Here is a 20,265-nt window from a genome sequence, read left to right as displayed (position 1 = left end):
TGTAGTCGCCGAATAGCTCTTTCGACAGATTACGCGTTTTTGACCTGCTGAAGCACGTCCGGGGCGTCCTCTAGTGCTTCGTCAAGTTTCTCAGCGTCGGGACCGCCACCCTGCGCGAAGTCGGCGGGGCCGCCGCCGCCACCGCCGACGCGAGAGGCGAGTTCGCCGACGACTTCCCCGGCGTTCAGCGAGACGCCGTCCGGCACTGCGACGACGAACTGCGCGCCGTCAGCACCGCTTCCGATGACCGCGATTCTGCCTTCTTCGGCCATCGCGTTCGCAGTCGCGCGGAGTTCGCCCATGTCGGCGTCGATTCGCTGGATGACCGCGGTCGTGTCGCCGACTTCGATTTCCTTGCCGCCGCCGGAACCGCTAGCGCGGGCCTCAGCGAGTTGTTCTTTTAGGTTCTCTATTTGCTTGCCGCGAGCCTTCCACTCCTCGAAGAACCGCTCCGCAGTCTCCGGAACGGCAGGCGGCGCAACGTCGAGGACGTCCGCGGCGGACTGGAGGTAGTCGTCGGTCTGCTGGGTCGCTTCGATAGCGGCGTCACCGGCGGCGAAGGTGAGTCGTTCGACCCCGTCCTGCACGCGCTCGGTGTTCAGCAGTTTGATACAGCCGACATCGCCGGTTCGGCGGACGTGGGTGCCACCGCAGGCCTGTACGTCCTCCGCGACGTGGATGAGTCGAATGTTGGTTCCGGCGGGAATACCACCCTGATAGAGGTCGAAACCGAACTCCTCTTCGGCCTCGTGGCGGTTCGGCCACTCCTGTTGAACCGTCGTGTTCTCCATGACGATTTCGTTGGCGAGCAGTTCGATTTTCTTCGCCGTCTCCCGGTCGATGCGCTCGTAGTGGCGCACGTCGATGCGGGAACTGTCGGTTCCTTTCTGGGCACCGGCCTGCCGGATGTGGTCGCCGAGCACCTGCCGGGCCGCGTGGACGACGATGTGTGTCGCCGTGTGGTGACGCATGAGTCGGTGACGGCGCTGGGCGTCGATTTTTCCGCGAACGATTTCGCCCTTATCGACCGGTTCGTCGGTGTGGTGAAGCACGACGCCGCTCTCGATTTGCGTGTCAGTGACGGCAACCGTCTTCTCGTCCGTCGAGAGCGACCCGTGGTCACCCGGTTGGCCACCACCCTCGGGGTAGAACATCGTTTGGTCGAGAACGATGTCGTATCCTTCGTCGCGCTCGAACACGTCCAAAACGACGGCTTCGAAGTCGGTTCGATACTGGTCTTCGTAGTACAGCCGCTCGGTTTTCGGAAGGTCTTCGAGTCGCTCGTCTGTCGATTTCTCCTCCTCGAAGGCCTGTCCGCCGTCGTGGCGGTCGGCGACAAGGCTGTAGAAGTCGTCCGGAACTTCGACGGAAACGCCGAACTCGTCGGCGATTTCCTCGACCATGTCCGGTTGAAGACCGTGAGAATCGTACAACTCCACGAGCGTCGAGGTCGGAATGGATTTGCCTTCTTCGGCGTGCTGCTTGGCGATTCGCCGAACGCGGCGACCTCCTTGTTCGAGCGTCTCGCGGTATTTCTCGACTTCCGTCCGGACGATGTCCCGGATGGTGTCGCGATTGTCGTAATCGAGTCGCTCGGCCTGCATATCCACGAGTTCGTCCAGTGGGGCATCGATGCCGACGTTGTCGCAGAGGCGCTTCGTTCGGCGGAGCACCATTCTGGCGAGGTAGCCGGTGGAGACGTTGCTCGGGACGATGCCGTCGCCGAACATGTAGGCCATCGTCCTGCTGTGGTCGGCGATGGCGTAGATGGTTTCGAGCGGTTCCACCAAGGTTTCGAGTTCGCCCGTGGTGACGCCGAGTTTGTCCGCGATGTTGTCGCGGGCGGCCTCCATATCTTCGGCCTCGTCGATATCCATGTGGCCTGCAAGCTTCGCGGCGCGGTGGACGATTTCCTCTTCTTCTTCTGTGTGCTCGATACCGGCGTTTTCCTTGAGGAACGCAATCATGTCGGGGTAGACCGCCTCGTAGACGGTCGGGGTTCCCTGACTCATCCACGTCCAGCGTTCGAGTCCGTACCCGGTGTCCACGATGTACGTGTCCATCGGCGAGTATCGGTTGCCGTCCTTGAGTTCGTACTCGCCCTCCGAGTCTTGCTCCATCGACATGAAGACCAGCGTGGCGAGTTCCGCGCCCTTGTAGATGACTTCGATTGCGGGGCCTGCGTTGCCGCCGCCAACCCACGGGTCTTCGATGTATGTGATTTCCTCCAAATCCGCGCCGACCGATTCGAACAGTTCGTCGCAGTAGGCGACGGTCTGGTCTTTCCAGTAGACCTCTCCCTCGTAGGCGTACTCCTTCTCGGCATCGTCTCGGACGTTGAAGGCGTGGTGGGCCATCATCTCGAAGGCCATCGTGTGTCGCCCCGTCTTCCCCACGTTGTCGATGTCCTGCATTCGGATGCAGGGCTGACTGATGGTAAGGGGGTTTGCCGGTGGCGGCGTTTCGCCGCTGGTGACGAGCGGCTGGAAGTCGTAAATCGACGCTTGAGTCAACAGTACGTCGTCTCGCCAGCGGTTTGCGGCGACCGGATAGGGGTCGATTCGCTCGTGGTCGCGCTTTTCGAAGAAGGAGAGAAACACCTCTCGCATCTCCGACAGCGTGTACTCCTCATCGAAGCCGGGGTCGTCGATGAACCCGTACTCCTCACACGGCGGTTCACCACAGGTTTCTTGGTCGTGGTCGCGCGTCCAGAAGTGCACTCCGCACTCGGAGCATTCCTTTCGCACAAAATCGTTTTCCTCGAAATAATCGAGGCGGTACTCCTCCTCGAGTTCACTCATTCTTGGTAGTTCCTCACCCATCGGAGCGTAAAACAGTTCCGCAAGGGCGCGATTAGCCGAGGACGTACCTATCGAACTTCCGCACCGTGTACCGATACGCGAGGGGTGGCGCGACCACGCCGAGGAAGACGGCCACCGCACCGCCGACGATTCGGATGGTTGATGGTGGGAGTAAAATCGGTTGCCAAAGGAGGGACGACCAGAACGAAATAACGTTTGAAACCATCGCGGCACCTGCCGGAACCGCTGCAACCGCCGTACCGGCGAATCCGGCCAAGAGCAAAATCGTGTAGAGTGCGAACGCCGATTTGCTCGGAACGACCACGCGCCTGCTCCGCGTCACGCGAACCGAACTGAACCGCGGAAACACCGTACCGATTGCGAGCGCGACCACGGTTCCAGCGACGCTGAGCAGGGCGCTTCCGACCGTTAATCCGACCCAGTGTTCGAGCGGACTCAGTACGCCCGCAACCGCGGTTGCGACGACCACGAACGGAAGACCGACCAGCGTCACTGCAAGGACGTGGCCGCGGACGAACTGTTCGCCGCGAATCGTGGACGTAATCGTCACTGGGAGCATCGCGCCTTCGTCACCGAGTGGATTGAGCGCAGTCGCCCCGATTGCCCATGCACCGTACAGCGCAATTGAGATGGCTAGAAAGTCCGAGATAACGCCGGTTTGAACCGCATTCTGAAGCGGCGCGGTCATGAAGAACACGGGGTAGACGACGTAGAGCAGTCGAAGCGGCGCGCGTTTCGTCCGCCGCCAGACGTTCGCCGTGACGGTTCGAGTCGGGCGCGAAACGAATCCGGAGAGGAAGTCGGCGCTCGACTCGTCGGAATCGTATTTTTTGTTTTCTACTTGGACTTGGTCACCGTACCAAAGCCACGTTGCAGTTCGAACATCGAGCGACACCAACACCGGAATCGTCACCGCGACGAACGCAACCGCACCGCCGACGCGAGAAAGTGAGACGGAGATTCCCGGAATCCCGAGCATGAACACGTCACCGAGCCACGCGGTCGGCACGTCTTGCAACAGGCCTCCGAGGGTTGTCATCACGCGACCGAGCGCGTTCGACAGGATGGCCGCCATGTACACTGCGAATCCGGCAACCGCGATGACGGATTTGTACTGCGTGAGCAGTTCAGACCGCGCAAATGCGACTTTGAGAAGTAGCCCAACGATGTGGCCTGCCAGAATCGCAGTCGTGAACAAACCCAGCATTGCGAGGACGATGGTTATAAAGACAGTCGGTGTCCCGAGCGCCACGCTCCACGCCGCGCTTATCGAGAGCAGTGGCAGCGCCACGACCGAGCCGATTCGGGCAAACTCCGCGAGAACGAGGCCACCAACTGCATCCCGTGCAGGAACCGTCGTCAGTATTCCCGCTTCGTGATCGATGCGACCGGTTTTTCCGACTGCCCTCGCCACCACGAGTGCAGTGATGGAAAGCCACGCGACGGCGAGGCCGCCGCGTGCGAAATCGAGGAGCGGAAGCGAATCCGGAAGCTGGTCGATTTGGCCACCGAACCGGTACGCGACGTAGGAACCGCCCAGCGTCGGACCGCCGACGAAGACGAGCAGGAAGAAGGCGAATCCCAACAACTGCACCGGATTTTTCAGCATGGCGCGGATGCTCCGCCGGTACTCTATTTTGGCGATACTGGCGCTCCGCCGGGGGTTCGGCCAGTTCATTGGGACACCGCTTTTTCTTCCTCGCTCGTCACGTCGAGGAACACATCTTCGAGCGACTGCTCTTGCTCCGCGCGGTGGGTGAGTCGCTCCGGTGAATCTTCCGCAACGAGATTTCCGTCGTGAAGCACGCCGACGGTGTCGGCGAGCTCCTCGACCACGGGGAGGATGTGCGTGGAGAGGAAGACGGTCATCCCGTCGTCGGTGAGTTCCGAGATGAGTTCGCGCACGGTTCGCGCGGCGCGGGGGTCAAGTCCAGATGTCGGTTCGTCCAAAAAGACGAGCTCTGGTTCGTGGAGAATTGCCTGAATCAGCGCCGTCTTCTGTTTCATCCCTTTCGAGTAGGTGCTGACGCGCTCGTCCGCATCGTCGGCGAGGTCGAAGCGGTCGAGCAGGGTGTTGATTCGTTCTTCCGCACCCACGTCGCGCAGTCCGGCGACGTATCGCAACTGTTCACGAGCGGTGAGTTCGTCGTACAGCGGCGGTTCCTCTGGCAAAAATCCGATGCGAGAAACTACGGCGTCGCGGTTGTCGATCGACTGCCCAGCGACTCGCGCGGTGCCGCTCGTCGGTCGGGTTAACGTCGTCAGCATTCGCATGGTGGTCGTTTTCCCTGCCCCGTTCGGGCCGAGAAATCCGTACACGGATTTCTCGGGCACGGTGAGTCGGAGGTCGGAAACGACGGTCGTATCGTCGAATCGTTTGGTCAACGCGTCGGTTTCGATGGCGGGCGTCATCGAAGTTCCTCCGAGCACGGCCGTTCGATAATGTAGAGGGTCGCAGTGTTGGGGACAGTTCGAGCCATGCTCCTGTGACTGGAGCGAACGGTAAAAAGTTCGACTGAAACTAATATTCAGTTTACAACTGTGTTTGATTTCTGTGTGTTGGACTTCCCTTCGAAATCGCGCTGGCTAGTAACTCTTTCGCTGACCGGCGATTCGCCACAGCCTACACAAACGAAGGCGTTTTCGACGGTCTGAACGACCGGGGCATTACAGGTGATACATTTTATTTGTGCGTCTCTGACAGTTCTCGGATACCTGCCCATGACTCACGGTTCGACTGCAAGAATGGTCAATCCCGCCGACCGTTTTCGCGCTAATCCGTCGTTGTTCGCGTGAACGATTCGAAATTTGCTCGTTAGCGCGACCCTATTATTCCAAATCAGTTCAGCGCCAGCGAGGCCAGCATCGCTTCGAGTTGCACGCGCTCGTTTGCGCCTTCCGTGATTCTGTAGTCCGCTTCGCCGACTCGTTCGAGGACGCGAACCGCATCGTCGTCGTCCAAGCCGAACTCCCAAACCGACCGATGAAGTTGGTCGATGATGTCGCCGCCAGCCATTCCGCGCTCCGTAATCAGTTCGTCCAGTTTGGACCGTGCACGAGTGAAATCCCCTTCGAGTGCGTCTTTTACCATCTCCTTGATGTCCTCCGGGCGGGCCGTGCTGGTGATGACGAAGACGCTCTCTTCGTCCACCGTTTCGCCCATGACCGCCGCGGCTTGGAGGGCGTTGATTGCCTTTCGCATATCGCCGTCCGCGGCGTAGACGAGGGCACCGACACCGTCCTCAGTTGTCTCGATGCCTTCTTCGTTGGCGATGTAGTGGATTCGCTCCGCCACCGCGTCGTCCGGAATCGGGCCGAACCGGAAGACTGCACAGCGAGACTGAATCGGGTCGATGATTTTCGAGGAGTAGTTACACGACATGATAAAGCGCGTCTTGTCGGAGAACTGTTCCATCGTCCGGCGGAGGGCGGCCTGCGCGTCGTTCGTCAGGGAGTCGGCCTCGTCCAAGAAGATGATTTGAAAGTCCACCGCGCCGGGGTCGTGGCGGGCGAAGTTTTTGATTTGGTCGCGCACCACGTCGATACCGCGCTCGTCGGAGGCGTTCAGTTCGAGGAAATGCGTCTGCCAGTCGTCGCCGTACAGTTCCTTCGCGATGGCGACCGCGCTGGTAGTCTTCCCGATTCCTGCTTGCCCCGAAAACAGCAGGTTCGGCAGGTCGTTTTTCTCGATATAGCTCTGCAGTCGCGCCGTAATATCGTCGTGCCCAGCGACCTCGTCCAAGGTCTGTGGCCGGTACTTTTCGACCCAGATGGTGCCCCGCCCGGGAACGGTTTCCGTGTCGGCCTCGCTCATGTCCCAGCAGAGGCACCTATCGTTCTTAAAGTCCCCGAGACTCCGCGCCGCGGTAGCGAGTCGATTCCCGAAATCAATCCACGATTCCCGCGAGCAACGAGCCAATTACTTTCTCACCGGATGGCGACCATTTCGCCATGCGAGCGAAAGCGACACTCCTCGTCGTCTTCTTGCTCATTGTGACCCTTCCTGCCACCGCAGCGGCGGAACAGACGCGCACCGCTGGCACCGTCGTAGTAGCGGAAGGCGAAACCATCAACGACGACCTCTCGGCCACTGCCGGGAGCGTCGTCGTTCGTGGAACCGTAAACGGCGATCTGTCTGCGCTGGCCGGAAACGTCCTCGTCGCCGAAACCGGAACCGTCTCCGGTGACGTGTCGGCGCTCGCCGGAAACGTTCGTATCGAGGGCACTGTCACCGGAAACGTCGAATCCGGCGGCGGGAACTTCGTCCTCGCGCAGACGGGCACGATTGGCGGTTCGCTCGAAGGAGCGGCGGGATACAGCCAACTGGCGGGAACTGTCGGAGGCGATGTCCAAGTCGCCAGCGAGACGCTGGCAATTACCGAGACTGCGACTATCGACGGTAATCTCGTCTACGACGCGGAAACGTTCGAGCGCGCGCCGGGTGCGACCATCGGCGGAACGGTTCGACAGGACGAGTCGATGGCCGACGTTGGCCCGACGCCTGTTCCCCAAATTCCGAACTGGGTCGGCACACTGTACGGGTTCTTCGTGAACCTCCTCTTGGGCGTTCTCCTGCTGGCGGTGTTTCCGACGTTTTCGGATGGAGTCGCAGAACGTGCGCGAAGTGAACCCCTGTTCTCGGCAGGCGTTGGCCTTCTCCTGCTCATTCTAGTGCCAATCGCGCTCGTTCTCTTCGCCATCACCATCATCGGTATCCCGATTTCGCTCCTCGGGGCGTTGCTATTTGGCATCGTACTGTGGATAGGAACTGTCTACGGTGCTCTCACGGTCGGTGTTTGGCTGTTATCGCTCGCCGATAGGACAAATCGGTGGCTCGCACTACTCGTCGGATTGCTGGTCGTTGCGATTCTTACCCAAATCCCCATATTCGGCGGACTCGTCCAGTTTCTCGTCCTGTTGCTCGGTTTGGGCGCGCTGGCGATAGGAGTCCGGGCACGCTACCGGGGCCGACGAATCACGCCGGAGTACGCGGAGACCACCGATACGGGTACAGACGAGGAATCGACCACTGCGTGATTCGGCTTCCAAAAATTCTCACCATCGAACCCCGACACGCTGAAGGCGCGACACTGGCAATTGAGGCCATGAACGTAACCGTCGAGGTGGTCGGCGAGGAGTCCCACGAGTTCGACGTGGACGACGAAACCTACGCCGACCTGCTGTCGGAGGTCGGCCTCAGTCCTCACGAGGTGTCGGTGATGGTCGATGGTCGTCCCGTTCCGGAAGACCAACCCGTCGAAGCGGCACACATCAAAGTTCTCAGGCTCATCAAAGGCGGATGACCGTTCGCCCCGCAACCCCGGACGAACATCTTTCGGTCATGCGAATCGTGAATGCAGCGATGTTGGAAACCGACGCGAGCGAAGTGAAAGAACGAATCGAGGAGGAAACCGTCCTCGTCGCGGAAGAAGAAAACAGAATTCTCGGAACCGCCGTGCTTGACCCTCGCGATTCCGGCACGCATATCGACGCAATCGCGGTTCTGCGCGCTCGGCGAGGGCAAGGAATCGGACGCGAATTGGTCGAAACTGCGCGGGAACGACTTGGCAGATTGACCGCCGAGTTCGACCCGAAAGTTCGCCCGTTTTACGAGTCGTTGGGCTTCGACATCGAATCGGTGGAGGATAGGGAAGAACGACTACTCGGAACCCTTGAACGTGAACACTGATACGCCGAGTTCACCAACCACCAAATATGGACGAGACGAAACGTCGCCGCCTCTCGCTCATCTGGATAGTATTTGCACTGCTGATGGCGATATACGTGCTTCAGGATGGCTTCGAAACATCGACGGGTGACCTTCTCGGTTTGTTTACGGTCGCCTTCGGGATTGGACTCGCGGCGCTCTACTACCTGAATCCCGGCGATGTGTTGTCGTTTAAGTAGATTCGTCTGCTCAACCCTCTTGTTCTTCCGACCCGAGTTTTAACACCAATCCTCATCCGTTTTGGTCATTTGATATAGCATGCTTCTGTTTATATTGGCAAACACGCATTCTACACGAAATGCCTCTATCAACTGAAATCGATGGAAAGAGCGACTAGAAAAGCGTTTTACTATTCCGATAACTATCGGTACAAATTGCGGTTCCCAGCGACGGTTCGTTCACCACAAAGCTGAGTCCGATACTCTCCTGGTCGGCTAAATCAGCGGTTCGACTAACTTCTCGCCAGCCGTCAACAGTTCGCTGACTCGTGTTTCGCTGTCGCCTTCAGCGTAGACGCGCATTTTCGGCTCCGTCCCGCTCGGTCGGACGAGCAACCACGACCCGTCTTCGAGCAGGATTTTGAAGCCGTCCTTCGTCACCACGTCTTCGACGTCCTTCCCCGCAACTTCGTCGGGGAGCTCGGTTTCGAGGTCGGAGAGAACGCGTTGTTTTTCGGCATCGGGACAGTCGAGGCTAATTTTGTTCTGATGAATCTCGCCGAACTCTGCGAGCAGGTCGTCCACGCGTTCGTCGAACGGACGCTCTTTGGCGATTGCGGCGGCGAAGAGCGCCATCAGGACGCCGTCCTTCTCGCGAACGTGCCCGCGAATCGTGAACCCGCCGCTCTCCTCGCCGCCGACGAGGGCGTCGTGTTTCTCGATGGCTTGTGCGACCCATTTGAATCCGACCGGCGTTTCGTGAACTTCTTCGCCGTGTGCCTCCGCGATGCGGTCGATGAGGAAGGTGGTCGAGACGGTTCGAATCGCTGGCCCGGAATCGTCTTCGAGCAGATAGTCGTACAGCGCGGCGAAAAACAGGTTTTCGTCCAGATAGCCGCGTTCCGGCGTCACGATTGCCAGTCTGTCGGCGTCCCCGTCGTTGGCGATTCCGAGGTCTGCGGCACCGTCTTCGACCGCGGAGATGAGTTCCTGCAAATGGTCTGGGTCGGGTTCCGGCGAGGTGCCGCCGAACTCCGCGTCCTGTTCGCAGTGGAGTCGTTCGACGCTCGCCCCGGCATCTTCGAGCAGTTTATCGGTGACACCGCGGCCGCTTCCGTGCATGGCGTCGTAGACGACTGTGAGGTCGGAGAGGTCGCTTTTCACGAGGTCGAAGACGTGTTCTTCGTAAGGTGCGACGAAGTCCTGCTCGCGGACGACCCCGTGTTCGTCTTCCGAGAGAGGGTCGGGTTCGGCGAGTCGGGACATGATTTCGTCGGTCACTTCGGGGAGTGCGGGAGCACCATCCGACGGGATGAACTTCACGCCGTTGTACTCCGGCGGGTTGTGGCTCGCGGTTATCATCAGTCCGCCAGCGAGGTCGCGGTCGGTAATCGTCCACGCGAGAATCGGTGTCGGCGTATCTCGCTCTGGAATGAGTACGTCGAACCCGTTTGCGGCCAGCACTCGACAGAGGTCTTCCGCGAACCCGCGCGACGTTTCGCGGGCGTCGTAGCTCACCGCGACGGTGTCACCCGCTCGGTCTTCGACCTCGCGGAGATAGTCCGCAACCGCCTGTCCGACTATCTGTACGCGCGGGGAGGTGAACTCGTCGAGTGTGGCCCGCCAGCCGTCGGTTCCGAACGAAATCGGCGTATCCATATGTCGTTCGACAGCGTCCCGGTCGAAAAAACCACCGCGTTCCACAGTCGCACACAATCAACAATATTTTTACAAAAATCCGTTTCCGGGAACTGCTATCTTCGCTCGAAAAGTACTGTCTGCTGTGAACCGTGCCAATGAGAACGTGCAGGTTAAACGTTCGCACCCCTGAGTGAGAATTAATGCAAACAATACCGAACGTCGTCGCAGTTTGCGGAAGCATGCGCGACGGGAGTCATACACGAACTGCTTTGAAACACGTCTTGGACGCCGCGGAAGAGGCAGGTGCCGAAACCGAACTCATCGACGTGCGGAAGTACGACCTCCCCATCTTCGACCCGGACGAGGACGAACCGGAGGACGCAGTCGAAATCAAGCGCAAGATTCGAGAGGCCGATTCGGTCATTCTCGGCAGTCCGGTCTACCACGGTTCGTACACCTCCGCGTTCCGGAACGTCCACGACTACTGTAGCTTCGACGAGTTCGAGGACACGACTGTCGGCCTGCTCGCGGTGGCTGGCGGCGGTTCCTACGCGAGCACACTTGACCACATGCGAATCACGGTTCGCGGGGTTCACGGCTGGGTCCTTCCGCATCAGGTCGGCATCCGAAACGCCTACAATCAGTTCGAAGACGGCGAATTTGTCGATGAAGATTTGGAAGAACGCACTCGAAAACTCGGCCAGCAGGCCGCCGAGTACGCGTTCATCACACCCGACGTAACCTCCGCCGAGGCGGACGAAGCGGCGGCTGACGACTAATACTCCGCTCAATAATCGACCAACTTTTCCTTCTGCGCGCGGTTCAACTGTTTGATTTCGTATTCGCGGGACATGGCCGCGGATTTCGAACCGAAGCGCTCCGTATGAATAAGTTCGACGGGGGTTCTCCCGCGAGTGTATTTCGCACCCTCGCCGGTATCGTGTTCCGCGACGCGGCGTTCTACGTCGGTCGTGTAACCGGTGTAAAAACTGCCGTCGTCACATTTGATGACGTAGACCCAGTGGTTGGTCACACCTGACAGGCTTCGCGTGGTTCGGTTTGTTCCTGTCGATTCCGCCCTTCGCCACAGTGGGCTATACTCTTTGCGCGCGCTGTCGCGCCACTTCGGCGATTCCAGCGTTCGCCGAGCAGGCAGGACAAGCACGGATGTGGCCGTGTTCGTCAGCGAAGACGCGCGCAAATCTTTCGGAGACGTGCGCGTTGCAGTGGTCACAGTTTGGCATGCTGTCAGCCGACGACTTCGCCGTCGGCATTCATTGCTTGGTGGCGAAGCACTAAATATCCTTTCCAAACTCTCACCCAAATTCGTCAATCGACAAAATTCGTTTTTCGAACTTGGAAATGAGTCTTTTGCCAACATAGTTCGGGAGTGGACGGGTGGCCAACGTTTCTCATCGGAAAATCGCGAGCGAAGCCCTTTCCTTTCGGGTGGAAATGGGCTTTCTCGATGCGAGTAGAAGACGGTCGAACGGAGCGAACGAGACGAGGATATTTGCCGAATCGAAAAACCGGAGGACTGAGACGGAAACTTACTCGGCGTCCCACTTTCGCTCGCCAGCGCGAATTTCCACGTCGAGCCAGTTTTCTTCGGGCGGCAGTGGGCACGCGAAGGTTTCGCTGAAGGCGCAGAACGGCGAATATGCGAGATTGAAGTCCAGCGTGATTTGGTCGCCGTCGCTTAGTTCTCGGCCAGGGTGTAGTTCGAGATAGCGCCCGTTTTCGTAGCTCTGCTGGCCCGTCGTTTTGTCGCGGAAGGGAACGAACAGCGATTCTTGGTCTTCCTGCTGATACACCGCGAGCGACTGCTCTTGTCCGTTCACCTCGAAATTGAGCGTCATCGTCCGGAGGTATCGCTGTGGATTCGCTGCCGTCATTTCGAGGTCGATGGGTTCCGGCTCGTCGTGGGTTTCGACCGTCGCCGTGACCTGGTATTCGGGAGCCGGGTCGAAGTACGAAAGCCCATCGAACTCGTCACGTTTTCCCGGCGGAATCGGCGACTGGGGATGCTCGCCGAAAAATTCGTCTTTCTCTTCCCGCGTGTTTTGAAGTTCCTCGCGCCACTCCTCTTCGCTGAGTTCGTTTTCGCTCTGGTCGTTTCCGTCGTTCGCGTCAGTCATGGACTGGTGTTCGGGTTCGACGCGGGTAAAAACTCCGTCCGCGACCGGGATAGGTTTCTTAAAGAGAGTGTTTGATAGGACGTTTTCTCGGAAGAGTTGTTTCACAATTGCCGACTCCAATCAAACCGCCACGGAGAGAAGACTGATTAGGGGTTGTCCTTGTATCTGTGAAAATAGTGTCATCTCCTGCTTTTGTACGACGAGTGCTAGGTAGTCACGACAACAAATGACCGCCACCGCACCGCGACAGCCACACCCCCCCACCCGACTCCTGCACTCCGTTCAGTCGTCCCTCGCGCGGGCGAACCGGCGGTTCGCCTTCGCGCGCCATGTTGCCAAATTTGGATACTGTGAATCTTTACAAATTCTATGGCGCGTGCGCCAACAGGCCCGAGGACTCATCGTCCGAGGGTCTGTGTGGGTTCGCGCGAGGGATGAGTGAACGAGCGCCAGCGAGTGAGCGAATCGGTTGGGGAGGTTCGTGGCCGAATACGATGCGGAGGCGGTTTTCATTGGAGTCGTGATTACCTAGCGAAATCCTAACACAGAATTCAGAAGCTCGCCACTAATTTTCCCTCAGCCACGACTTTACTACTACCGCGAACGATACATTCAAAATAATACATACAAACACGACACAAAAATCGAACGGGCACGATGGGATTCGAACTACGCCCGAGAACCTGCGTTTCACGCAGAACCTCGGTCTACTTCGAACCCATCGCTTGCGCTGATTTGTTCCTCAGGTCCGTTCACCGTGGTTTCGCTTCGCTCACCACGAGATTTCACGAAGTATGAGTGAAACCATTACAAAATCAGCGGGCACGATGGGATTCGAACCCACGGCCGTCGGATTAGAAGTCCGACGCTCTATCCAGACTGAGCTACGTGCCCTCATCGTCTCGTTCTCGGTCAGTCATCATAAGGGATTGGGATTTCACCCGAGCGAGGCGGTCACCCCAGAGCACAGCCCTTAAGCACGGCTCACGAGAAAATCAGCACAATGCGAGTAATCGGAACGGTCGGCCTACCGGGAAGCGGCAAGGGCGAAGCCGCAACCGTCGCGGAGGAGATGGGCGTCCCCGTCGTCACGATGGGCGATGTCATCCGCGCGGCATGCCGAGCGCGCGGCCTCGACCCCGCAGAACACCACGGGCAAATCGCGAAAGCACTCCGCGAAGAAAACGGCCCGGACGCCATCGCGCAGGAATCCCTGCCGCAAATCGAGGACGCGCTGGAGGAGTCGAACACCGTCCTCGTGGACGGAATCCGCTCCGGCGTGGAAGTCGAACGGTTCGAATCGGCCTTTGGCGACGACTTCGTGCTGGTGAGCATCGAAGCGCCGTTCGAGGTTCGCGCCGAGCGACTCGGCGAACGGGGCAGGGACAGAACCGACGAGGACGAAGAAGGATTGAAACAGCGCGACGAACGCGAACTCGGCTTCGGACTCGGTGAAGCGATGGCACGTTCCGACGCCGTCATCGACAACACGGCGACACTCGATTCGTTCCGAACACAGATTCACGCCCTGTTCGAAGACGGACTTTCGGGGCTGGAGCGCGTACAAACAGCCGAACAATCATGATTTACAGCGTCGATATTCAGCTTACGGCACCGGTACAGGACACGGAAATCGAAGCGCGAGTCGCGGACGCAATCGAGAACATCTTCCCCGGCGCGGAGGTCGAATCGGGCCACGGCGAACTCATCGCGGAAGCCCACAGCGTGGAGGAGTTCTCGGAATCGCTCCACAGACAGGAAATCCTCGACACGGCGAGAGGGGAGTTTTTCGGCGGCCGAGAGGGCGACACGCTTTCGTTCTCGCTGAAAAAGCAGGCCGCGTTTCAGGGCGTCATCAACTTCTCCGTCGGCAACCCCGACGAACTTGGCGATATTCACGTCCGAATCAGAGTGAACGACCCGACGGTGGAGGAGTTCATAGACTACGTTGCACCGCCGACGGAAGACGGGAAGCCGATTATGGACGACTGACACGAACGCCAACCGATTTTAGCTGGCAGTTTTGTTCACAGCACGATTCTCACGACGACGAACAGCACGATAACGCCCAGCACGTCGCAAGCGTTCGTGACGACCGGAATGACCACGTCGTCCGGGTCGAGTTCGAACCGATAGGCGACGTAGGTGGCGACGAGCGTGACCAGCACCGCGATGAACGCCAGTGTGATACCGCTCATCAGCGAGATGAACACCACGGTCAACAAACCGAGTTCGGTGCCGCCGATGAGCCACGTCAGCGACCACGCGCCGACTCCAACGACCGGGAAAACCGTGATAGCGAGTGCAACGGTCGCAACCGCATTGCCCGCGAGCAGTTCGTCCCCTCGGTCGAACGAGAGCGTTCCGAGGTGGAATGCGGTCGAAAGTCTGGCCGCAAGGATGCTTCCCAAATTTCCTGCAGTCCCGATGGTGACCGGAACCAGCGCGAGGAGTGTCGGATAGCGGAGGAGCGTGTTTTCGAACGACCCGAGAACGAGTCCGCTCCCGATTTCTACGATTGTCAGGGCGAGCAATACGGGGAGCATGGCCCGCATGATGGCTCGAACTGTCCAGTCTGTTGGCATCTATCCGCCCCCGAATCCGAGTCCGAGGACGATTCGAACAGCGAGCAGGAGGAACGAAATTCCGAACACGTCGCCAGTCGTCGTCACCAGCGGCCCGACGAGTGTGTCCGGATTTTGCCCCCGACGATAGCCCGCGAACACCACGATGACGACGGCGACGGTCAGCGCGGTTCCCGAGAGCAATCCGGCGATGAGTGCGATAGCGACCAAGGTGGGCAGGGGTGCAACCGGGTCGGCAAGCAGACGAAGGATGGAAAACGCGACCACTGACGCGAACAGACTGGCGAGGATTCCGTTCGCTAGCGAGGCGACGATGGCGGCCCATACCCGTCTGTCGTCCGGGACGAACGACGGTTCGACGAGGCCTTGGTGGAGTCCGGACGCGAGGCGCGCGCCGAGCGATCCGTAGACGTTCCCGCGGGTAGCCAACAGGGCGGGGACGAGGACGAGCAATCCCTGTACTTCACGGAGCTCGACGCGCATTCCGCCGAGGACGACGCCCGCGAACAGGCCGCCGACCATGCTCGCGGCCAGCGCGGGGAGGGCCTCGCGGTACGCCTCGGCGGCGACTTCCCGGACGGACATCTATCCCCGTTGACGCGGGCGCAGGACAAAAAAGCGGTGTGTTGTGGTGGCGGTGCGGGAGACTGTCAGTAGAGTTACCAAGCGAAGAAAACGGGAGAAATCGGAGTCGGGATAGTCGCATTTATCCGAACGGCCCGAGTCCGCCGCCACCGCCGCCGCCCTGCATCTTCTTCATCATGCGCTCCATGTCGCCGCCCTGTCCCATTCCTTGGAACTGTTTGAGCGTCTGGGACATCATCTTGTGTTGCTGGAGCAGTTCGCGGATTCGTTCTTCGTCCTTGCCGCTTCCGCGCGAAATACGCCGGATTTGGCTCGCGCCGATGGAACGCGGATTTTCGAGTTCGCTCTCTGTCATCGAATCCATGATGACCTCGAAGGCGCGCATCCGGTCTTTCGTCACGTCCATCGCGTCGTCCGGCAGTTCGTCCATGAGTCCGCCGCCCATTCCCGGAATCATGTCCATCACTTGGTCGAGCGGCCCCATCTTGTTCATCGCGTTCATCTGGTGACGCATGTCTTTGAGGGTGAACTGGCCTTTCAGCATATCCTCCGGGTCCCAGTCTTCCTCTTCTTCTTGCGTCTCCTCCATCGCGCGCTGGACGCGCTCGGTGAGTTGGCCGAGGTCGCCCATTCCGAGCAGGCGCGAGATGAAGCTGTTCGGTTCGAACCGCTCCACGTCCTGTACGGTTTCACCGGAACCGAGGAACGCAATCGAGGAATCCGTCTCGTTGACGGCGGTCAGGGCACCACCACCTTTCGCGGTACCGTCGAGTTTCGTGATGACGACGCCGTTGATGCCGATGGATTTGTCGAACTGTTTGGCTTGGTCTTTCGCACCCTGCCCGATTGCGGCGTCGAGGACGAGCAGATTTCTGTCGGGGTCGACTTCCGCTTCGATTTCCTCGATTTCGGCGATGAGGTCGTCTTCCAGCGCGTGCCGACCGGCGGTGTCAACGATGTGAATGTCAGCGTCGGCGGTTTCTTCAAGTCCCTTTCTGGCGATGTCCACGGGGTCGTCGTTGTCGGGATTGCCGTAGAAATCCACCTCGGCGCGAGAACACATCTCTTTGGCTTGGTCGTAGGCACCGGGGCGGAAGGTGTCAGTCTGGATGACTGCGGGCCGCAGTCCCTTCTTGGAGAACCACCACGCCATCTTGGCGGCGGTGGTCGTTTTACCGGAACCCTGCAAACCGGCGAGGAGGATGGTCTGGTTTTCGAGCGGGATGTCCGTACTTTCGCCGACGAGGTCTACCAGTTCCTCGTAGACGATACTCAGGACGTGGTCGCGGGCCGTGGTTCCGCCCGGCGGTTCTTCTTCCAGCGCTCGGGTTTTGATGGAGTCCGAAAGCTCCATCACGAGGCTCACGTCGACGTCAGCCTGCAGGAGCGAGCGCTGAATCTCTTTTACGATTTCCTCGATGTCGTCCTCGCTGACGCGGGATTTCCCACTCAACTTGTCGAGGGAACCGCGAAGAGAACTACCGAGATTGTCGAGCACCATTGTTACCGAGTGTTTGGTTTTCTGGCGGTTTAAATGCTTTCAGGTGTTAATTCCCTTCCCAGTCGCCACCTCCGGCAGTTTCTTGACGAGCGTTTCTCGCCATGGCACTCTGTTTGTACTATCTCTATCGTCGCCACCAGCACCTCGGCCAACCGTAAGCTGAAAAAATCGAGCGAGATTTCGAACTCAGTCGTCCGAGGAAGCCTGTCCGAACTGCTGTGGCGGCAGTCGGAGTTCGTCCAGTCCGGGCAGATGTTTGACGTTGTAGATGACCTGCATATCGTCAGTCGCCGGTTCGCAGATGCAGGACAGTCGGAATCCGCGGTCGGTCATCTCCGAGGAGAGGACGTGATTCGAGAACATCTCCGTCTCCCCTTCCACGACTGCAACCGCGCAGTTTGCACACGCTCCGCCGCGGCAGGCAAAGGGCCAGTCGAAGCCGCGATTTTCAGCGGCTTCGAGCAGTGACTCCTGTTCTTCGACGCGAAACTGGCCGTACTCTTCGGGGTCGAGTCCGGCCGCGGCGGCTTTCCGGAACAGGTTTTCGTCGTCGATTTCCCAGCCGTAATCGTCGAGAATCTCGTAGTTGAGGAACTCGACTTGTGGCTTTTGTTGGGCGGGATGTTCTTCGACCTCTTCCTGTTTTTCGTCGTACTCCTCGGTTCCGTATCCGGCTTGAATCCGTTCGTATGCGGATTTGACGCGCTGAAACTCGCGCGCGGAGCCACCGACATCGGGGTGGGATTCCTTCACGCGCTGCCTGTAGGCTTCAACGATTTCCGCGTCGTCCGCATCCGAATCTATCCCTAAAATATCGAACGGGGATTTCACACGTAGTGTTAGGAAATCTAGTTCATAAATCCTGTCCCCAACCCCGCAGGAGGTCATACTGGTTTCCGATACTACCAAAACCAATCTTGATGCCGTCTCACGGCGAAGGAGTCGGTATGCGACTGTTCGTGAGCATCGACTTGCCGGACTCTCTCGCGGAGGGCGTCGCGGGCGTCCAAGACCGATTTCGGGATGCGGAAGGACTGAGCTTCACCGACCCGAGACAGGCCCACTTGACGCTGAAATTCTTAGGTGACGTGGACGAAGACCGAATACCAGCCATCGAGAAGACCCTCGAATCGGCAGTCGAGTCGGACGTGAATTTCGGCCCGTTCAGCGCGACAGTCGGCGGACTGGGTGTCTTCCCGAGTCTCGACTACATCAGCGTGGTGTGGCTTGGTGTCGAAAAGGGAGGGGAAGAGATGCGACTGCTACACGACGCCGTCGAATCGCGCGTCTATGAACTCGGCTTCGAACCTGAAGAGGACGATTTCGTCCCCCACATCACCATCGCCAGAATGCAACACGCTGGTGGGAAGGAACTCGTGCAGGAGAGCGTGCGGGAACTCAACCCCGAAGTCGGGGAAATGGAAGTCGAGGAGATTCGGCTGACGAAAAGTGAACTAACGAGCGAGGGGCCGGAGTATTCGACCGTTTCTGCGTTCGGGCTGTAACCCCGTTTGAAAGGAACAAGATTTTAAGCCACGGCGGAAAAGTGGCAACCACTATGGGAAAGAAGTCGAAGGCCAAAAAGAAGCGGCTTTCCAAATTGGAACGGCAGAACAGCCGCGTCCCTGCGTGGGTCATCATGAAGACCGACCGAGACGTGATGCGAAACCCAAAGCGCCGCAACTGGCGGCGTAGCGACACTGACGAATAATGAGCGCAAGTGATTTCGAGGAGCGAGTCATCACGGTTCCGCTCCGAGACGTGAAAGCAGAACCGAAGCAAAAACGCGCCGGAAAGGCGATGAAAGTGGTGCGCGGACACCTCGCCAAACATTTCAAGGTTGACGAGGAAGACGTGCGTCTTGACCCCTCCATCAACGAAGCAATCTGGTCGCGCGGTCGGAAGAACCCGCCACGAAAAATCCGCGTTCACGCGGCGCGCTTCGACGAAGAGGGCGAAGCCGTCGTCGAAGCGGAGTACGAAGAGTAGAGCGGTGCTTCGTACCGCGTTTAACGGGTCGTCGTACGTTGGTGTGTTCGCACGAGCCACTGACGAGTACCTCCTGATTCGGCCCGATTTGGACGATGAACTGGTCGAATCTCTCGCACAGGAGTTAGAAGTCGAGAGTATCGAGACGAACCTCGGTGGGTCGTCCACCGTCGGTGCACTCGTCGCGGGCAACGAGAATGGTCTGCTCGTTAGCAATCGTGTGACGGATCACGAGCGCGACCAACTCGAAGATGCCACGGACGTTCCCGTCACCGAACTGCCGGGACGTATCAACGCCGCCGGAAACGTCGTTCTCGCGAACGACACCGGAGCATACGTCCATCCTGACCTTTCACACGAGGCGGTTCAGGCCGTTTCCGATGGCCTTGACGTTCCGGTCGAACGCGGTATGATTGCCGACGTTCGGACGGTCGGCACCGCGGCAGTGGCGACGAACAAGGGCGTCCTCTGCCATCCGAAAGCGACGGATGACGAACTCGACATCGTCGAGGACGTGCTCGGTGTCCCTGCCGACATCGGTACCATCAACTACGGTGGGCCGCTGGTCGGGTCGGGACTGCTCGCAAACGAAAACGGCTACGTCACCGGACAGAAGACGACTGGCCCGGAACTCGGTCGTATCGAGGACGCGCTGGGCTACATCGACTAACTTCCATTTCTTACCCGGGAGATTCTCCCCGTGTTCCGTTTTGTAGACGAATTCTGTCGCTCGGAAGGGTTTCTGGGGGACGCAGATGCGATGTGCAACAAGTTGCACCGGCCAACAATGAGAGAGAGAAGAGTCGTTTTTCTACGGTAAGTCAGTAAAAGATACCCTACCAATAAGAGCACTGATGAGCATGTGTTCTCCGTCTTCCCCTCCCACGTTGGGGGAGAAGGGAGCACGAGATGAGGCAGACAGTGTTACAACCCGTCAAAAACGGGGAGCAAACGAACGAAACGAGGATTCGAGAGGAAGACAGCGGGGATTCGCTCTCGCGAGACGAACTATTTCACGTTCTTCGAAATCAGCGGCGACGGTACGCGCTTCACTATCTCAAGCGGCACGACGAAGTCGTCACTATCGGGGAGATAGCAGACCAAGTGACTGCGTAGGA

The 20,265-nt window shown here is 59.0% G+C and carries 24 protein-coding genes and 1 tRNA gene; 12 read left to right on the top strand and 13 right to left on the bottom strand.

Translation table 11 applies throughout. The annotated features are described in order from the left end of the window. Positions 1–29: 29 nt before the first annotated feature. The 4 genes from alaS to BW974_RS12890 form a co-directional block, all read right to left on the bottom strand. On the bottom strand, positions 30–2,801 hold the full coding sequence (gene alaS, locus BW974_RS12905; RefSeq protein WP_076430676.1) for an alanine--tRNA ligase: 2,772 nt from the start codon (positions 2,799–2,801) through the stop codon (positions 30–32). Between the two features lie 52 nt (positions 2,802–2,853). Continuing rightward, positions 2,854–4,500, bottom strand: a complete 1,647-nt coding sequence (locus BW974_RS12900; RefSeq protein WP_076430675.1) for a hypothetical protein — start codon at positions 4,498–4,500, stop codon at positions 2,854–2,856. Then, positions 4,497–5,234 (bottom strand): ABC transporter ATP-binding protein, encoded by a 738-nt coding sequence (locus BW974_RS12895; RefSeq protein ID WP_076430674.1) that lies wholly within the window; start codon positions 5,232–5,234, stop codon positions 4,497–4,499. The genes BW974_RS12900 and BW974_RS12895 overlap by 4 nt, the downstream gene beginning before the upstream one ends. Before the next feature lie 427 nt (positions 5,235–5,661). Next, the gene (locus tag BW974_RS12890; RefSeq protein WP_076430673.1) at positions 5,662–6,636 is read right to left on the bottom strand and encodes a replication factor C small subunit; all 975 of its coding nucleotides are present in this window, start codon (positions 6,634–6,636) and stop codon (positions 5,662–5,664) included. A 137-nt stretch (positions 6,637–6,773) separates the two neighbouring features. Here BW974_RS12890 and BW974_RS12885 point away from each other — a divergent pair, with 137 nt between their 5' ends. The 4 genes from BW974_RS12885 to BW974_RS12870 all read left to right on the top strand — a co-directional run bounded on the left by BW974_RS12885 (position 6,774) and on the right by BW974_RS12870 (position 8,729). Continuing rightward, on the top strand, positions 6,774–7,859 hold the full coding sequence (locus tag BW974_RS12885) for a bactofilin family protein (protein ID WP_076430672.1): 1,086 nt from the start codon (positions 6,774–6,776) through the stop codon (positions 7,857–7,859). Between the two features lie 68 nt (positions 7,860–7,927). Continuing rightward, entirely contained in the window at positions 7,928–8,125 is a 198-nt protein-coding gene (gene samp2 / locus BW974_RS12880) for a ubiquitin-like small modifier protein SAMP2 (protein ID WP_076430949.1), read from the top strand. Continuing rightward, positions 8,122–8,511, top strand: a complete 390-nt coding sequence (locus tag BW974_RS12875; RefSeq protein ID WP_076430671.1) for a GNAT family N-acetyltransferase — start codon at positions 8,122–8,124, stop codon at positions 8,509–8,511. Before samp2 ends, BW974_RS12875 begins: the two co-directional genes overlap by 4 nt. A gap of 26 nt (positions 8,512–8,537) precedes the next feature. Next, positions 8,538–8,729, top strand: a complete 192-nt coding sequence (locus BW974_RS12870) for a hypothetical protein (protein ID WP_076430670.1) — start codon at positions 8,538–8,540, stop codon at positions 8,727–8,729. Positions 8,730–8,984: 255 nt separating this feature from the next. Here the strand turns inward: BW974_RS12870 and BW974_RS12865 are convergent, their stop codons facing one another. After that, positions 8,985–10,367 carry a phosphoglucomutase/phosphomannomutase family protein gene (locus BW974_RS12865; RefSeq protein WP_076430948.1) on the bottom strand — a complete coding sequence of 461 codons (1,383 nt, stop codon included), beginning with the start codon at positions 10,365–10,367 and terminating at the stop codon, positions 8,985–8,987. A gap of 182 nt (positions 10,368–10,549) precedes the next feature. On the opposite strand from BW974_RS12865, the gene BW974_RS12860 reads away from it, so the two are divergent. Beyond that, complete coding sequence (locus BW974_RS12860; RefSeq protein ID WP_076430669.1) at positions 10,550–11,128, top strand: NADPH-dependent FMN reductase; 579 nt, start codon at positions 10,550–10,552, stop codon at positions 11,126–11,128. A gap of 8 nt (positions 11,129–11,136) precedes the next feature. Here BW974_RS12860 and BW974_RS12855 read toward each other — a convergent pair whose 3' ends face one another. From BW974_RS12855 to BW974_RS12840, 4 genes are all read right to left on the bottom strand, one after another. Continuing rightward, complete coding sequence (locus BW974_RS12855) at positions 11,137–11,382, bottom strand: GIY-YIG nuclease family protein (protein WP_076430668.1); 246 nt, start codon at positions 11,380–11,382, stop codon at positions 11,137–11,139. 61 nt (positions 11,383–11,443) lie between these two features. After that, the gene (locus tag BW974_RS27500) at positions 11,444–11,593 is read right to left on the bottom strand and encodes a DUF7563 family protein (protein ID WP_449267257.1); all 150 of its coding nucleotides are present in this window, start codon (positions 11,591–11,593) and stop codon (positions 11,444–11,446) included. Positions 11,594–11,899: 306 nt separating this feature from the next. Beyond that, on the bottom strand, positions 11,900–12,487 hold the full coding sequence (locus tag BW974_RS12845; protein ID WP_076430666.1) for a DUF1684 domain-containing protein: 588 nt from the start codon (positions 12,485–12,487) through the stop codon (positions 11,900–11,902). Positions 12,488–13,306: 819 nt separating this feature from the next. Beyond that, a tRNA-Arg gene (locus BW974_RS12840) sits at positions 13,307–13,381 on the bottom strand. 109 nt (positions 13,382–13,490) lie between these two features. Between BW974_RS12840 and BW974_RS12835 the strand changes: the two genes are divergently transcribed. Together BW974_RS12835 and BW974_RS12830 are read left to right on the top strand one after the other, a co-directional pair. Further along, on the top strand, positions 13,491–14,072 hold the full coding sequence (locus BW974_RS12835; RefSeq protein ID WP_076430665.1) for an AAA family ATPase: 582 nt from the start codon (positions 13,491–13,493) through the stop codon (positions 14,070–14,072). Further along, entirely contained in the window at positions 14,069–14,479 is a 411-nt protein-coding gene (locus tag BW974_RS12830) for an RNA-binding domain-containing protein (protein WP_076430664.1), read from the top strand. The genes BW974_RS12835 and BW974_RS12830 overlap by 4 nt, the downstream gene beginning before the upstream one ends. A gap of 35 nt (positions 14,480–14,514) precedes the next feature. Here BW974_RS12830 and BW974_RS12825 read toward each other — a convergent pair whose 3' ends face one another. The 4 genes from BW974_RS12825 to fer form a co-directional block, all read right to left on the bottom strand. After that, positions 14,515–15,072: a magnesium transporter gene (locus BW974_RS12825; protein ID WP_076430663.1), complete on the bottom strand. Its 558-nt coding sequence runs from the start codon at positions 15,070–15,072 to the stop codon at positions 14,515–14,517. Further along, positions 15,073–15,657: a magnesium transporter gene (locus tag BW974_RS12820; RefSeq protein ID WP_076430662.1), complete on the bottom strand. Its 585-nt coding sequence runs from the start codon at positions 15,655–15,657 to the stop codon at positions 15,073–15,075. A 121-nt stretch (positions 15,658–15,778) separates the two neighbouring features. Then, entirely contained in the window at positions 15,779–17,158 is a 1,380-nt protein-coding gene (locus BW974_RS12815; RefSeq protein ID WP_076430661.1) for a signal recognition particle protein Srp54, read from the bottom strand. Positions 17,159–17,344: 186 nt separating this feature from the next. Continuing rightward, the gene (gene fer, locus BW974_RS12810; RefSeq protein ID WP_076430660.1) at positions 17,345–17,989 is read right to left on the bottom strand and encodes a ferredoxin Fer; all 645 of its coding nucleotides are present in this window, start codon (positions 17,987–17,989) and stop codon (positions 17,345–17,347) included. 116 nt (positions 17,990–18,105) lie between these two features. Here fer and thpR point away from each other — a divergent pair, with 116 nt between their 5' ends. The 5 genes from thpR (at position 18,106) to BW974_RS24675 (ending at position 20,263) form a co-directional block, all read left to right on the top strand. After that, on the top strand, positions 18,106–18,663 hold the full coding sequence (gene thpR / locus BW974_RS12805; RefSeq protein ID WP_076430947.1) for an RNA 2',3'-cyclic phosphodiesterase: 558 nt from the start codon (positions 18,106–18,108) through the stop codon (positions 18,661–18,663). Positions 18,664–18,716: 53 nt separating this feature from the next. Further along, the gene (locus tag BW974_RS12800) at positions 18,717–18,869 is read left to right on the top strand and encodes a 50S ribosomal protein L39e (RefSeq protein WP_049969361.1); all 153 of its coding nucleotides are present in this window, start codon (positions 18,717–18,719) and stop codon (positions 18,867–18,869) included. Next, a complete protein-coding gene (locus tag BW974_RS12795; protein WP_049969362.1) occupies positions 18,869–19,147 on the top strand; it encodes a 50S ribosomal protein L31e in 279 nt (92 codons plus the stop codon). The genes BW974_RS12800 and BW974_RS12795 overlap by 1 nt, the downstream gene beginning before the upstream one ends. A gap of 4 nt (positions 19,148–19,151) precedes the next feature. Beyond that, a complete protein-coding gene (locus BW974_RS12790) occupies positions 19,152–19,817 on the top strand; it encodes a translation initiation factor IF-6 (RefSeq protein WP_076430659.1) in 666 nt (221 codons plus the stop codon). Positions 19,818–20,056: 239 nt separating this feature from the next. Next, positions 20,057–20,263 carry a DUF7344 domain-containing protein gene (locus BW974_RS24675; protein ID WP_139328873.1) on the top strand — a complete coding sequence of 69 codons (207 nt, stop codon included), beginning with the start codon at positions 20,057–20,059 and terminating at the stop codon, positions 20,261–20,263. Positions 20,264–20,265: the final 2 nt, after the last annotated feature.

Source organism: Haladaptatus litoreus (assembly GCF_900156425.1).
In the GTDB taxonomy this organism is placed as follows: Archaea; Halobacteriota; Halobacteria; order Halobacteriales; family Haladaptataceae; genus Haladaptatus; species Haladaptatus litoreus.
This window is presented reverse-complemented; position numbering and strand designations above follow the sequence as displayed.

Bases quoted from the DNA above. Each gene is read 5' to 3' on its own strand.
- alaS (WP_076430676.1), bottom strand. From the start codon at position 2,801: ATGAGTGAACTCGAGGAGGAGTACCGCCTCGATTATTTCGAGGAAAAC.
- BW974_RS12900 (WP_076430675.1), bottom strand. From the start codon at position 4,500: ATGAACTGGCCGAACCCCCGGCGGAGCGCCAGTATCGCCAAAATAGAG.
- BW974_RS12895 (WP_076430674.1), bottom strand. From the start codon at position 5,234: ATGACGCCCGCCATCGAAACCGACGCGTTGACCAAACGATTCGACGAT.
- BW974_RS12890 (WP_076430673.1), bottom strand. From the start codon at position 6,636: ATGAGCGAGGCCGACACGGAAACCGTTCCCGGGCGGGGCACCATCTGG.
- BW974_RS12885 (WP_076430672.1), top strand. From the start codon at position 6,774: ATGCGAGCGAAAGCGACACTCCTCGTCGTCTTCTTGCTCATTGTGACC.
- samp2 (WP_076430949.1), top strand. From the start codon at position 7,928: ATGAACGTAACCGTCGAGGTGGTCGGCGAGGAGTCCCACGAGTTCGAC.
- BW974_RS12875 (WP_076430671.1), top strand. From the start codon at position 8,122: ATGACCGTTCGCCCCGCAACCCCGGACGAACATCTTTCGGTCATGCGA.
- BW974_RS12870 (WP_076430670.1), top strand. From the start codon at position 8,538: ATGGACGAGACGAAACGTCGCCGCCTCTCGCTCATCTGGATAGTATTT.
- BW974_RS12865 (WP_076430948.1), bottom strand. From the start codon at position 10,367: ATGGATACGCCGATTTCGTTCGGAACCGACGGCTGGCGGGCCACACTC.
- BW974_RS12860 (WP_076430669.1), top strand. From the start codon at position 10,550: ATGCAAACAATACCGAACGTCGTCGCAGTTTGCGGAAGCATGCGCGAC.
- BW974_RS27500 (WP_449267257.1), bottom strand. From the start codon at position 11,593: ATGCCAAACTGTGACCACTGCAACGCGCACGTCTCCGAAAGATTTGCG.
- BW974_RS12845 (WP_076430666.1), bottom strand. From the start codon at position 12,487: ATGACTGACGCGAACGACGGAAACGACCAGAGCGAAAACGAACTCAGC.
- BW974_RS12835 (WP_076430665.1), top strand. From the start codon at position 13,491: ATGCGAGTAATCGGAACGGTCGGCCTACCGGGAAGCGGCAAGGGCGAA.
- BW974_RS12830 (WP_076430664.1), top strand. From the start codon at position 14,069: ATGATTTACAGCGTCGATATTCAGCTTACGGCACCGGTACAGGACACG.
- BW974_RS12825 (WP_076430663.1), bottom strand. From the start codon at position 15,072: ATGCCAACAGACTGGACAGTTCGAGCCATCATGCGGGCCATGCTCCCC.
- BW974_RS12820 (WP_076430662.1), bottom strand. From the start codon at position 15,657: ATGTCCGTCCGGGAAGTCGCCGCCGAGGCGTACCGCGAGGCCCTCCCC.
- BW974_RS12815 (WP_076430661.1), bottom strand. From the start codon at position 17,158: ATGGTGCTCGACAATCTCGGTAGTTCTCTTCGCGGTTCCCTCGACAAG.
- thpR (WP_076430947.1), top strand. From the start codon at position 18,106: ATGCGACTGTTCGTGAGCATCGACTTGCCGGACTCTCTCGCGGAGGGC.
- BW974_RS12800 (WP_049969361.1), top strand. From the start codon at position 18,717: ATGGGAAAGAAGTCGAAGGCCAAAAAGAAGCGGCTTTCCAAATTGGAA.
- BW974_RS12795 (WP_049969362.1), top strand. From the start codon at position 18,869: ATGAGCGCAAGTGATTTCGAGGAGCGAGTCATCACGGTTCCGCTCCGA.
- BW974_RS24675 (WP_139328873.1), top strand. From the start codon at position 20,057: ATGAGGCAGACAGTGTTACAACCCGTCAAAAACGGGGAGCAAACGAAC.